This is a genomic window from Mycobacterium sp., assembly GCF_046095365.1.
Classification (GTDB): Bacteria; Actinomycetota; Actinomycetes; order Mycobacteriales; family Mycobacteriaceae; genus Mycobacterium.
Map to the genome: position 1 here is coordinate 1 of NZ_JBJTJF010000104.1, position 12,526 is coordinate 12,526.

The following is a 12,526-nucleotide window of genomic DNA, read 5'->3' on the forward strand; positions in this document are numbered from 1 at the left end:
CTGGTACGCCGCCAACGAGCTCGAGCGCCACCGCGCGATGATCACCGCCTCCTGCCAGCCGGGGGTGTCGGCGGGGCCGAGCGCGGTCTGCTCGCGTTCGGTCGCGCCGCCGGCGGCCGAGGGCTTGCCGACGTAGACCAGCCGGCCGCCGCCGGGCTGGTCACCGTCGGGCAGCAGCCCGGCCGACACCGCCAGCTGGTAGAGCCCGAGCTGCGCGTGGTTCTGGGCGTCGTCCTTGCTGACCGGGGTCTTGGCGGTCTTGACGTCGACGACCACCAGCCGGCCCTGGGCGTCGCGCTCCAGGCGGTCGATGCGCCCGCGCACCCGCACCCCGGGCAGTCCGCCGGCCGGCTCGGCGACCACCCCGTCGAGTTCCACCTCGGTGCCGACCTCGGTGAGCTCGCCGCGGGTGGCCGCCCGCCACGCCGCGAACGCGGCGATCATCGCGCGGTGGCGCTCGAGCTCGTTGGCGGCGTACCAGGGGGCGTCGAACGGCAGAGCGGCCCAGAGGTTTTCCAGTTCGGCGACGAGCTGTTCGGTGCTGCCGTTCCAGTCGGCGAGCAGGGCGTGCACCAGCGAACCCAGGGTGGAGCTCAGCGCGCGGGCGCCGGTGCCGCCGTGGCGTTCGGCCAGCCAGCGCAGCGGGCAGTCGGTCAGGGTCTGCAGCGTGGAGGGGCTCAGTGCGACGGTGTGCCCGGCGCCCTCCCAGAGCGGCTCGTCGGTGCTGACCCCGGCCAGGCCGTGCCACTGCGACGGGTCGGCGCCGGGCAGCCCGGCCGCGGCCAGGCGGGCCAATTGGGCTGCCGCGCAGGCCCGTTCGCCGTCGGTGACTTCGCCGTCGGGCGCGCATACCGCGGCCCGCAGCCGCCCGACCACCGCGGCGGGCGACAGCACCGGCGGGGCCGGCACCGGTTGCGGCGGGGTGTGGCCGGGGCCGCCGGCCAGAGCCGCCAGTTCGAGCAGGAACGGCGAGGGCAGGCTCACCTCGTCGCCGGTGTCGGCGTCGACGGCGGTGATCAGCAGCCGGCGCCGGGCCCGGCCCATCGCGGCGATCAGCAGCCGGCGCTCCTCGGCCAGCAGCGGCGCCCGGGCCGACACCTCGTCGCCCAGGCCGTCGATGGTGTCCAGCAGCCGCTGGGTGCCCAGCACCCCGCCGCGCGGAGTGGTGTTGGGCCACAGGCCGTCCTGCAGGCCGGCGATGACGACCATCTCCCAGTCCCGGCCCAGCGCGGCGTGCGGGCTGAGCACCGCCACCGTCTCGGCGGCCGCCGGCGCGTCGAGCACCGGCGGCAGCGCCAGGCCGGCGAGGTGGTCGAGCAGTCCGTCCAGCGACGCGCCGGTGGTGCGCGCGACGTAGGTGTCGGCGATGTCGAACAGCGCGGTGACGGCGGCGAGGTTCCGCTCGGCCAGCGCGCCGTCGGCCCCGCCCCGGTCCGCGGCGGCCAGCCAGCGCCGCTGCAGCCCGCTGCGCTCCCAGGCCTGCCAGAGCGTGTAGCGGGGGTCGTGGTGGCCGCGGTGCGCGCGGGCGGCGGCGGCCAGCACCGCGCGGACCCGCTTGACCGGCGCGGCCAGCGTGGCCGGCAGCTGCGGGGCGGGGCCGGTCAGCGCCGCGGCGAGCAGGTCGGCGGCGGGCTCGTCGACCCCGCGGCGCAGCGCCCGGCGAAGCTGGCGCAGCGACACCGGGTCGACCCGCCCGACCGGGCCGGTCAGCAGCGTCTCGGCCCGCTGCGGATCGAGGCCGACGGCGGTGGCCGCCAGCACCGTCAGCAGCGCCCGGGCCGCCGGGTGCTCGGCGATCGGCCCGCTCAGGGCCGGCTGGTCGACCGGGACGCCGCAGGCCGCCAGCGAGCGGCACAGCGCCGCGGCGGCCGACGCCGACCGGACGATCACCGCCAGCTGGGACCAGGCGATGCCGTCGACCAGGTGCGCCCGGCGCAGCGCGTCGGCGATCACCGCTGCCTCGGCGTGCCCGGAGTCGGCCACCCGGACGGTGACCGAGCCGTCGTCGCCGCCGGCGCCCTGAAGGGTCCGCCAGGCCGCGCCGGGCAGCCCCGCGGCGATGCCGCCGATCGCGCGGGCGACCGCCGGTGCGCAGCGGTGCGAGCGCGAGAGTTCCACCAGGCCGCCCGAATCGGGCTGCAGCAGTTGCGGATCGGCGCCGCGGAACCCGAACACCGCCTGGTTGGGATCACCGGCCAGCAGCGCCAGGTCCGCGCCGGCGGCCAGCACCCGCACCAGCAGGGCGGCCTGCGGGTCGAGGTGCTGGGCGTCGTCGACGAGCAGCAGCCGGATGCGGGCCCGCTCGGCGGCCAGCAGGTCGGGGTCGGCGGCGAGTGCCTCCAGCGCGGCACCGACCAGCTCGGCGGCCCCCAGCGTCGGCACGCTGGCCTGCGGGGCCGCGGTGCCGACCGAGGCGCGCAGCAGCATCACCTGTTCGTACTGTTCGGCGAACCGGCCGGCGGCCACCCACTCGGGCCGGCCGGACTCCCGGCCGAGGCGGCGCAGTGCGGCCGGGTCGACGCCGCGCTCGGCGCAGCGGGTCAGCAGGTCGCGCAGTTCGATCGCGAACCCGGCGGTGCTCAGCGCCGGCCGCAGCTCGCGCGGCCAGGCCCGGGCGCCGCCGGCCAGGTCGCCCTCGAGCAGTTCGCGGATGGCCGCGTCCTGTTCGGCCCCGGTGACCAGCCGCGGCGGCGGATCACCGGCGCGCTCGGCGGCCTTGCGCAGCACCGCGAAGGCGTAGCTGTGCAGCGAACGCACCAGCGGCTCGCGCACCACCGGCAGCGGCCCGGCGCCGGCCCCCAGCAGCCGCGCCGTCAGCGCGCCCCGGGCGGCCGCGGCCAGCCGGCCCGAGGTCAGCAGCAGCACCGACTCCGGATCGACACCCGCGCCGATGCGCGCGGCGGCCACCTCCACCAGCAGGCGGCTCTTTCCGGTTCCCGGCCCGCCGAGCACCCGCAGCGTGCCGCGAAGGTGCGGGCTGAGCAGATCGGCGGGTTCGGTCACGACACCGATGACACCACCACGGTCTGACACAATCGCCGATCGACGCCGCGCACCGCGCGGTAGCGTGCGGTCGCGAAAAGAAAGGTCCGCGATGCGAGGAACCGGTGCCGCCCGGCGAATCGGTGCCACCGCCCGCCGGGTCCTGGCCGTGATAGCGGCCGTGGTGCTGTGCGTGATCACCTCGGTGTACCTCTACGCGAACACCGGCAAGTCGAACATCGCCGAGCAGCCGGCACCGGTTTCCGACGGCGTCAACATCATCCTCGAGAGCGCCAGGTTCGACCCGTCGATGAACGAGCTGACGCTGCGCGTGGAACTGGCGCCCAGGGGCTCCTACCTCAACGACGCCCTCGACGAATTCGCCGTCCCGCTGCGCATGTCGACGAAGAACGTCGTCGAGGGACCCGTCGTGACCGACATTCCGGCCGGGACTCCGGTGGGCAAGGACTATCTGCTGGTGTACCCGCTGGAAGGCGACCCGCTGGGGTATCCGCTGGACCGTTACACCTACTCCTACCAGTACACCGACAACCGCCAGGAACCCGTCGCCGCACCACTGGTCAGGATCGAGAAGCTGACCGGCCGCGGCGAGGAGCCGGCGCCGGTCGGGCTGTGGTCCGCGCCGCGCGACGGCCTGGAGGGCTGGACCGAGTACTGGGATCTGACGGTGGACGGATCAACGCTCAAGACCACGCTGAAGATCGAACGGTCCGGCGGACTGAAGGTGTTCGTGGCCATCATCCTGATGCTGCTGGTCGTGATCGCCACCCTGGCCCTGCTGGTCGCCTGGTCGGCGTTCACCGCACGCAGACCGGTCGAGCCGCCTTTCGCCGGGTGGCTCGCGGTACTGCTCTTCGCCCTGGTGCCACTGCGCGTCAACCTCCCCGGCGCTCCCCCGATCGGCGCGTGGATCGACGCGCTGGCGTTCTTCTGGATCGAAGTGGTGGTGCTCGCCTCGATGGCCATCTTCATCGCGGCCTGGTTCCGCTACCGGGACGTGCCGAACTACACCGAGCTCCGCGAGGCACGGGCGAAGCGCCGATGACCCTCCATCTCAACCGGTACGGGCCGCCCGGCCCGGCGCGGGTCCTGATGATCCATGGGCTGACCGGACGCGGCGCACGCTGGCACGACCTGGCCGGCCGGCACCTGCCCGACATCGCCGTGCTGGCACCGGATCTGATCGGCCACGGCCACTCGACGTGGGCCGCGCCGTGGACCATCGACGCCAACGTCGCCGCGCTGGCCACCCTGATCGAGAAGGAGGCCGACGGCCCGGTACTGGTGGTCGGGCACTCCTTCGGCGGGGCGGTCGGGCTGCACCTGGCGGCGGCCTGCCCGGATCTGGTGTCCGGGCTGGTGCTGCTGGACCCGGCCGTCGCCCTGAACGGGCAGCGGATGCGCGAGGTCGCCGAGGCGACGATGGCCTCCCCGGACTACACCGACCCCGACGAGGCCCGCACCGAGAAGGCCACCGGCTCGTGGGCCGACGTGCCGCCGGCCGAACTGGACACCGAGATCGCCGAGCATCTGGTCGCCCTGCCCAACGGCCGCTGGGGCTGGCGGGTGTGCGGGCCGGCGATGATGTCCTACTGGAGTGAGCTCTCCCGCGATATCGTGTTGCCGCACAAGGGGACTGCGACGACGCTGGTGCGTGCGGCGTTCAGTGACCCACCGTATGTCTCCGAGGCGCTGATCGGCGCGCTGTCGGCCCAGTTGGGCGCTGACTTCACCCTCGAGGACTTCGGCTGTCAGCACATGGTGCCGCTGGCGAAGCCGGCCGAGACCGCCGCCGTCATCCGCGGGATGCTCGCCTGAGATGCCCGCCGTCACCGACGCGCAGGTGGAATCGGTGCGCGCGCTGGTGGCGTCCATCCCGCCCGGACGGGTGGCCACCTACGGCGACATCGCCTGCGCGGCAGGGCTTTCCAGCCCGCGAATCGTCGGCTGGATCATGCGCACCGACTCCTCGGATCTGCCCTGGCACCGGGTGATCACCGCGTCCGGCCGTCCCGCGCGGCACCTGGCGACGGCGCAGCTGGAACTGCTGCGGACCGAGGGCGTGCACGCCGAGGGCGGCCGGGTTCCGCTGGCCGCGGTGCGTTACGACTTTCCGGCTTAGAGCGTCATCCGCACCACGGCGGCGGTGCGCAGCAGACCGGCGAAGGCCTCCGGGGTCGAGCGCGGGTGCAGCGCATGCACCGAAAGCCGGAACATCAACGCACGCAACACCATCTGCGGCCACTCCGGAAGGTCGTCCCACCGCTCGATCAGTTCGTCGTCGGCCTCGCCCCAGGACAGCGCGTCGACGACGGCGACCCCGGCCGCCCAGGACGCCGGCCGCCAGTAGGGGGTGATGTCGGTGATCCCGGGCGCGGCGGTGCCGGCGAACAGCACGGTGCCGTACAGGTCGCCGTGCACCAGCTGGCTGGGGCTCTCGGTGGGTCTGCGCAGCCCGGCCAGCTGCCGCACCAGGTCGACGGACTGGACGCGGTCCTGGGTATCGGGGATCGGCGGGGCGCCCGGCGGCAGGTTCTGCAGCGGGCGGTCCTCCCAGGCGGCCCGGTCGGCGGTGGTGAACACGTCGACCTCGGTCCACGGCGGAACCGGCGCCTGGGTCAGGAACCGGGGACGTTCCAGACCGGCGGTGACCTCGTGCAGCCGCACCCCGGCCGAGACCACCTCGTCGTGGCGCGCCTCGGGGGCGCCGGCGACGTAGGTGTCCGCCCGCCAGCCCGACACCACGTAACGCCCGTCGGTGGAACGCACCGGGCGGGCCAGCCGCAGGCCCTCGACGAACATCGACTCGCGCACCTTCGCCGACCAGGCGGCGCGGGCGTGGTCGGCGATCAGCGACAGCACGATCTCACCGCAGCGCCAGCCGCTGTCCCAGCCGGAGTCGAGTTCCTCGGGAACCGCGCCCGTGAGGCCGAACGCCGCGAGCACATGCTCGGGCGGCGGCTCGTCGATCACATCGCCAGGGTAAGGCGTGCCAACGTCATTGAGCGTCAACCAGACCGTCAGTACATCGCCATGTCGGGATCGAAGTGCGCGGCCCACGCCACGATCCCGCCGCGCAGGTGCGTCGCCCCGCCGACACCGGCGTCGCGCAGTGCCGCCAGCGCCTGCGCCGAGCGCACCCCGGTCTTGCAGTACAGCACCGGGACCGCGCCGGGCGGCAGCAGGGCGGGCCCGTCCGCGGACTCCAGCACCGACTTGGGGATCAGCCGGGCGCCCTCGATGCGGTTGATCTCCCACTCGGCCGGCTCGCGCACGTCGATCAGCGCGACCGCCGCCCCGGAGTCCAGCAGCCGGCGCAACTCGGCCGGGGTCAGGCCGGCCTCGGCGGCGTCCGGCGCTGTGCCGCAGAGCAATTCGTAGTCGTCCAGAGCGGTGAGCGGCGGCCGGGCGGGGTCCCTGCGGACCTCGACGGTCCGGTAGGACATCGCCAGCGCGTCGTGGATCAGCAGCCGGCCCAGCAGCGGTTCGCCGGCGCCGGTGATGAGCTTGACGGCCTCGGTGGCCATCACCGCGGCGATCGACGCGCACAGCACGCCCAGCACACCGCCCTCGGCGCAGGACGGCACCGCACCGGGCGGCGGCGGCTCGGGGTGGATGTCGCGGTAGTTCAGGCCCCGGCCGTCGGGGGCGTCCTCCCAGGACACCGCGGCCTGTCCGGCGAACCGGTCGATCGAGCCCCACACGCAGGGCTTTCCGGCCAGCGCGGCGGCGTCGTTGACCAGGTAGCGGGTGGCGAAGTTGTCGGTGCCGTCGACGATCAGGTCGTACTCGCCGAACATCTGCACGGCGTTGCCGGCGCTCAGCGCGAACGGGTGCGGCCGGACGCGCACCAGCGGATTGACCTCGGCGATGGCGTCGCGGGCGCTGTCGACCTTGAGCCGGCCCACGTCGGAGCTGCCGTGGATGATCTGGCGCTGCAGGTTGGACTCCTCGACCACGTCGAAGTCGACGACGCCGAGGGTGCCCACCCCGGCGGCGGCCAGGTAGAGCAGCACCGGCGATCCCAGGCCGCCGGCGCCGACCACCAGCACCCGCGCGTTCTTCAGCCGCCGCTGCCCGGTCGCCCCGATCTCGGGCAGCAGCAGGTGCCGGCTGTAGCGGGCGATCTCGGCGGGAGTCAGCTCCGCGGCCGGCGGCACCAGCGGCGGCAGGGGCATCAGGCGATCGGGTACGGCCAGGGGTTGAACCGGCAGGTCTTGCCGTCCGGCCGGACCGATCCGGGGTCGAATCGGGCGGCGTCGTTGTCGGAGGTGGAGAAGGTCTGCTGCATCATGATCGGCGCCAGCGCCCCGGTGCGGTCGCACGGCTCGTGGCTGGTGTAGCCGATGGCGTGGCCCACCTCGTGGTTGATCAGGTACTGCCGGTAGGAGCCGATGTCGCCCTGGAACGGTACGGCGCCGCGTACCCAGCGGGCCAGGTTGATGAACACCCGCGGCTCGGCATCGGGCCCGTAAATCGGGTTGTAGCAAGATGTTTCGAGCTCGATCTCATACCCGCAGCCCTCGCGGATGGTGGCCGGGGAGGTCAGCGACACCCGGAAGTCGGGCTTGGCGTCGGGGGCGTCGAGGCGCTGGAAGGCGAACTGCGGGTTATGCGTCCAGCTCTTGGGGTTGCCCAGGGTCTCGGTGACCATCCGGGCGAAACCCTCGTCTCCGCCGAAGGAGGAGGTGTCGATGCCGTCCTCCACCTCGACGGTGTAGGTGAACGTCTTGGCGGTGCCCTCGCCCACCTTCGGGGTGGTGCCCGGCACGATGTGCCAGGCCTTCGCGCCGACCTCGGTGTACGGCCCGCCCGCAGGCACGATGCCGGTGGGCAGGTTGGCGTCGAATTCGGTCAGCCCGCGCGGCGGGGCGCCGACGATGGTGGTGCCCAGCGATCCGATCGTCGGCGGGCTCTTCACCGCCTCCTGGGTCACCGGGACCGACGTGCCGGTGAAGGTCTGGTAGAGCACCACCCCGGTGAGCACCACCAGTACCGGCAGCGCGTAGGCCCGCCAGCCGTAGGTCGACAGGAACCGGCCCAGCCAGCTCTGCATGCGGACCTGGCCGCGCTCCTCGCGGTTGGCCCGCGGCCGGCCGGACTCCTCGGCCAGCGGGTCGCGCAGCGCCCGCAGCGGCTCGCTGGGCTCGGCGCTGAGCACCGGCACCCGACCGCCCCCGCGGGGCCCCGGCTGATTGGTCACCGACCCAGGATGGCATAACGGCGCTCCGGCCGACTCCCGGGCACGCCGCCGCCGGAGAGTAATGTCGGGCCGATGCCCAACCCCACCGGCACCGCGCGCAAGCCGGCCCGCGGCGGGCGGCTGCCCCGCGGTGAGCGCCGGGACCAGCTGCTGGCGATGGCCAGCGAGGTCTTCGTCGACCGCGGCTACCACGCCGCCGGGATGGACGAGATCGCCGACCGGGCCGGGGTCAGCAAACCGGTCCTCTACCAGCACTTCTCCAGCAAGCTCGACCTGTATCTGGCGGTCCTGCAGCAGCACATCGACATCCTGGTGACCGGGGTGCGCCGGGCGTTGCGCACCACCACCGACAACCGCCAGCGGCTGCGCGCGGCGGTCGGGGCGTTCTTCGACTTCATCGAGCACGACAGCCAGGGCTACCGGTTGATCTTTCAGAACGACAACGTCACCGAGCCGCAGGTGGCCGCGCAGGTCAAGGTGGCCACCGACGCCTGCACGGATGCGGTGTTCGACCTGATCAGCCGGGATTCCGGGCTGGAGGCGCACCGGGCGCGGATGATCGCCGTCGGCCTGGTGGGCATCAGCGTGGACTGCGCGCGCTACTGGCTGGACGCCGATCGGCCGATCTCCAGGGAGGACGCCGTCGAGGGCACCGTGCAGTTCGCCTGGGGCGGGCTGTCGCACGTGCCGCTCACCCGCGGCTGACAGGGCCGGTCAGGCGACCGGTCCGGTCAGGACGGCGAGGCGACGCCGAAGCCGACCCGGCGCGCGTCGGCGGCGCCGATCTCCACGTAGGCGATCTTGGCGGTCTGCACCAGCAGTCGCTTGCCCTTGTCGTCGGTGAGGCTCAGGATCGCGTTCTCACCCTCGGCGATGGCCGCCCGGATGTGGTGCTCGACCTGCTCGGGGGTATCGGGGCTGTTGAAGACAAGCTCCCGCGGGCTGTCCGAGACACCGATCTTGACCTCCACAGGTGGCCCCTTTCCTCTCACTCGCGTCTGGAAGCAGGCTAGTGGACGCCGACCGCGGTCGCCGCGCCGTACCGGGCTTGGCGCAAACAAGGTGATCAAGCTGCGGTAACAGCATGACAACGGGTGCGTGCGCCGTCTGCGCGGCGCCGCGCGGCAGTCCCTAACCTGACCGGGTGGACGACTACAGACGGCCGCGCTGGCCGCGGATCGCGGGCACGGTGCTGGGCCTGGCGGCCGCCGGCGCGGCCACCATGAGCGTCATCACGGCCGGCGGCGGCGCCACCGCGACCGACCACGCCGGAACCCGCACGGTCATCGCGACGCCCGGCGCGGACACCCCGCACGCCGCCCCGCAGGCCGTCACCGTCACCGTCGCCCCGGGGGCGCTGCCGGAGGTGCCGGTCCGCATCGACGCCGGGGCGCCCGGCTCCCGGCCCCGGGTCGATCTGCGCCAGATCGTCTACACCATCGCCGGGAACCAGCGGCCCGACGATCCGGTCACCGTGGTCTACGCCGACGAGACCGGCGCGCTGCGCACGGTGCAGAACGTGACGCTGCCCTGGACCATGACGCTCATCCCCGACCTGCCGGTGAACTACGTGACCGCCAACAGCCGGGGAAGTCAGCTCAACTGCTGGATCACCGACGCCGGCGGCGGGACGGTGGTGTCGCAGACGACGTTCTCCCCCAGCACGACCTGCAACCACTGACCTGCCACCACTGACCTACAGGTCCGGCACCTCAGGCCAGACCGAGCTGAGCCATCCGATCGGAGTGGGTGCGCTGCAGCCGGTCGTAGAGGTCGGTCAGCTGACCCAGCCCGCCGCCGGCGAGCACCAGGTCGACCAGTTCGTCGTGATCGGCCAGGACGTACTGCGCCTGGGTGATGGCCTCGCCCAGCAGCCGGCGCGACCACAGCGCCAGCCGGTTGCGCTGACGCCCGCTGGCCGAGCGGACCTCGGCCACCACGAACTGCGACTGTGCGGTCTCGGCCAGCACGGCGCGCACCACCTCGGCGATGTCGGGCGGCAGCGACCCCGCGATCGCCAGGTACAGGTCGGCCGCCATCGCGTCGCCGACGTAGGTCTTGACCAGCGCCTCCAGCCAGGTGCTGGGCATGGTGAGCCGGTGGTACTTCTCCAGCGCCGGGGCATAGCCGGTGATGGCGGGCAGCACGTCCACCCCCCGGCTCTCCAACGTCGCGCTGAGCAGTTCGTAGTGGCCCATCTCGGATGCGGCCATCCGCGCCATGTTGATCTTGCCGCGCAGGTCCGGCGCCATCCGCGCCTCTTCGGTGAGCCGGTAGAAGGCGGCCACCTCGCCGTAGGCCAGCAACGCGAACAGCTCGTTGATGCCGGGATGGTCGGCCGGGATGGTGGCCGGCGAAACCCCGTGCGTCGCTTCCATGCGGCCACTGTAGTCGGCGCGGTACCTGCCGATCGGGCCAAGCAGGTATGATGGACGGCGGTAATGTGCGTGCACGCAGTGGGCCCGCCTCTCCGTCGTCGATCCTCACCGAGGTGGCGCGAGGCCCACGTTTTTCCGGAAGTCACTCGTGCGCGCGTGAAAGCAAACACGAGGAACGACTGACGGAAGAACGGCACATGACACATCTGCATACCCACGCCCCGACCAGCTTCACGTCCCTGGGGGTGCGCGAGGAGATCGTTCGCGCGCTGGCCGAACAGGGCATCGAACACGCCTTCGCGATCCAGGAGCTAACCCTGCCGCTGGCGCTGGCCGGCGACGACCTGATCGGCCAGGCCCGCACCGGCATGGGCAAGACGTTCGCCTTCGGCGTCCCGCTGCTGCACCGGATCACCGCACCCGGCGCGGCGGAGCTCAACGGCGCCCCGCGCGCACTGGTGGTGGTGCCCACCCGCGAGCTGTGCCTGCAGGTCTACGACGACCTGGCCGGCGCCGCCAAGTACCTCACCGCCGAGGGCGGCCGCCCGCTGTCGGTGGTCGCCATCTACGGCGGGCGCCCCTACGAGCCGCAGATCGAGGCCCTGCGGGCCGGCGCCGACGTGGTGGTCGGCACGCCGGGCCGGCTGCTGGACCTGGCCCAGCAGGGCCACCTGCAGCTGGGCGGGCTGTCGGTGCTGGTGCTCGACGAGGCCGACGAGATGCTCGACCTGGGCTTCCTGCCCGACATCGAACGCATCCTCAGCCGGATCCCCGACCAGCGTCAGGCCATGCTCTTCTCGGCCACCATGCCCGACCCGATCATCACGCTGGCCCGCACCTTCATGAACCAGCCGACGCACATCCGCGCGGAGTCCCCGCAGTCCTCGGCCACCCACGACACCACCGAGCAGTTCGCCTACCGGGCCCACGCGCTGGACAAGGTGGAGATGGTCGCCCGCATCCTGCAGGCCGAGGGCCGCGGCGCCACAATGATTTTCACCCGCACCAAGCGCACCGCCCAGAAGGTGTGCGACGAGCTCGCCGAGCGCGGTTTCAAGGTCGGGGCGGTGCACGGCGACCTGGGCCAGATCGCCCGGGAGAAGGCGCTCAAGGCATTTCGCGAGGGAGAGGTCGACGTACTGGTCGCCACGGATGTCGCCGCCCGCGGCATCGACATCGACGACATCACCCACGTGATCAACTACCAGATCCCCGAGGACGAGCAGGCCTACGTGCACCGCATCGGTCGCACCGGGCGGGCGGGCAAGACCGGTATCGCGATCACGCTGGTCGACTGGGACGAGATGACCCGCTGGGCGATGATCGACAAGGCGCTGCAGCTGGACTGCCCGGAGCCGAGCGAGACCTACTCCACCTCCCCGCACTTCTACGAGGAGCTGGGCATCCCCGCCGGGGCCGGCGGTTCGATCGGGGCGGGGCGGAAGCGCCCCGAACCCAAGGGCTCCAGCCGGGTCAGCTCCACCGACACCAAGACCGACCGTCCCGCCCGCAACCGTTCGCGCCAGCGCACCCGGGGCGGCCAGGCCGGCACCGGACACGTCGAGAAGACTTCCGCGCCAACGGATTCCGCTGACGCGCCGGCCGCCGGCGAGGCAGGCTCCGGTGCCCGGCGCCGTCGCCGCCGCCGCGGCCCGCGCAAGGCCGCCGAGGCCGGGGCCGCACCGAACTGACCCATGATCCGACCGGAGCGCCGCACCAGGGGTGACCTCATCGCCGCGGCGGCGATAGCCGCTGTGGTGGCGCTGCTGATCGGCGCCTTCTGGTGGCGCAGTTCTGCGCGCGCCACGATCAGCCGCCCGGCTGCCGAACCGGCGCCGAGCGTGGCCGGCGCGTCAGCGGAATCCGTTGGCGCGGAAGTCTTCTCGACGTGTCCGGTGCCGGCCTGGCCGCCCCGGGTGCGCTGGCGCGAACGGTTGCGGGC

At 73.1% G+C, this 12,526-nt stretch carries 12 protein-coding genes and 1 pseudogene; 7 read left to right on the forward strand and 6 right to left on the reverse strand.

The features are described 5' to 3' along the window. The coding region (locus ACKOQ4_RS08710; RefSeq protein WP_526290867.1) for a PD-(D/E)XK nuclease family protein at positions 1–3,003 on the reverse strand (3,003 nt) is incomplete at its 3' end. 91 nt (positions 3,004–3,094) lie between these two features. On the opposite strand from ACKOQ4_RS08710, the gene ACKOQ4_RS08715 reads away from it, so the two are divergent. The 3 genes from ACKOQ4_RS08715 to ACKOQ4_RS08725 are packed head-to-tail and all read left to right on the forward strand — an operon-like array spanning position 3,095 to position 5,125. Next, positions 3,095–4,048 (forward strand): DUF8686 domain-containing protein, encoded by a 954-nt coding sequence (locus ACKOQ4_RS08715; protein WP_526290869.1) that lies wholly within the window; start codon positions 3,095–3,097, stop codon positions 4,046–4,048. After that, entirely contained in the window at positions 4,045–4,821 is a 777-nt protein-coding gene (locus ACKOQ4_RS08720) for an alpha/beta fold hydrolase (RefSeq protein WP_526290871.1), read from the forward strand. The genes ACKOQ4_RS08715 and ACKOQ4_RS08720 overlap by 4 nt, the downstream gene beginning before the upstream one ends. Position 4,822: 1 nt before the next feature. After that, complete coding sequence (locus tag ACKOQ4_RS08725) at positions 4,823–5,125, forward strand: MGMT family protein (RefSeq protein ID WP_526290873.1); 303 nt, start codon at positions 4,823–4,825, stop codon at positions 5,123–5,125. On the opposite strand, the gene ACKOQ4_RS08730 is transcribed toward ACKOQ4_RS08725, so the two are convergent. Genes ACKOQ4_RS08730 through ACKOQ4_RS08740 form a run of 3 tightly spaced genes read right to left on the reverse strand, consistent with a single transcriptional unit; the run spans position 5,122 to position 8,206 of the window. Continuing rightward, positions 5,122–5,976 carry a TIGR02569 family protein gene (locus ACKOQ4_RS08730; RefSeq protein WP_526290875.1) on the reverse strand — a complete coding sequence of 285 codons (855 nt, stop codon included), beginning with the start codon at positions 5,974–5,976 and terminating at the stop codon, positions 5,122–5,124. The two genes, ACKOQ4_RS08725 and ACKOQ4_RS08730, sit on opposite strands and share 4 nt — an antisense overlap. A 47-nt stretch (positions 5,977–6,023) precedes the next feature. Next, entirely contained in the window at positions 6,024–7,181 is a 1,158-nt protein-coding gene (locus tag ACKOQ4_RS08735; protein ID WP_526290877.1) for a ThiF family adenylyltransferase, read from the reverse strand. After that, positions 7,181–8,206, reverse strand: a complete 1,026-nt coding sequence (locus ACKOQ4_RS08740) for a DUF3152 domain-containing protein (protein WP_526290879.1) — start codon at positions 8,204–8,206, stop codon at positions 7,181–7,183. Before ACKOQ4_RS08740 ends, ACKOQ4_RS08735 begins: the two co-directional genes overlap by 1 nt. A gap of 72 nt (positions 8,207–8,278) precedes the next feature. Here ACKOQ4_RS08740 and fasR point away from each other — a divergent pair, with 72 nt between their 5' ends. Then, complete coding sequence (gene fasR, locus ACKOQ4_RS08745) at positions 8,279–8,911, forward strand: HTH-type transcriptional activator FasR (protein WP_526290881.1); 633 nt, start codon at positions 8,279–8,281, stop codon at positions 8,909–8,911. Positions 8,912–8,937: 26 nt separating this feature from the next. On the opposite strand, the gene ACKOQ4_RS08750 is transcribed toward fasR, so the two are convergent. Beyond that, positions 8,938–9,177, reverse strand: a complete 240-nt coding sequence (locus tag ACKOQ4_RS08750; RefSeq protein ID WP_526290883.1) for a DUF3107 family protein — start codon at positions 9,175–9,177, stop codon at positions 8,938–8,940. Positions 9,178–9,350: 173 nt separating this feature from the next. On the opposite strand from ACKOQ4_RS08750, the gene ACKOQ4_RS08755 reads away from it, so the two are divergent. Next, positions 9,351–9,887: a hypothetical protein gene (locus tag ACKOQ4_RS08755; RefSeq protein WP_526290885.1), complete on the forward strand. Its 537-nt coding sequence runs from the start codon at positions 9,351–9,353 to the stop codon at positions 9,885–9,887. 31 nt (positions 9,888–9,918) lie between these two features. On the opposite strand, the gene ACKOQ4_RS08760 is transcribed toward ACKOQ4_RS08755, so the two are convergent. Next, complete coding sequence (locus ACKOQ4_RS08760) at positions 9,919–10,584, reverse strand: ferritin-like fold-containing protein (protein ID WP_526290887.1); 666 nt, start codon at positions 10,582–10,584, stop codon at positions 9,919–9,921. Positions 10,585–10,781: 197 nt separating this feature from the next. Here ACKOQ4_RS08760 and ACKOQ4_RS08765 point away from each other — a divergent pair, with 197 nt between their 5' ends. Together ACKOQ4_RS08765 and ACKOQ4_RS08770 are read left to right on the forward strand one after the other, a co-directional pair. Continuing rightward, positions 10,782–12,275: a DEAD/DEAH box helicase gene (locus ACKOQ4_RS08765; RefSeq protein ID WP_526290889.1), complete on the forward strand. Its 1,494-nt coding sequence runs from the start codon at positions 10,782–10,784 to the stop codon at positions 12,273–12,275. Positions 12,276–12,278: 3 nt separating this feature from the next. Beyond that, positions 12,279–12,526 (forward strand): annotated as a pseudogene (locus ACKOQ4_RS08770) (hypothetical protein); the annotation flags it as partial.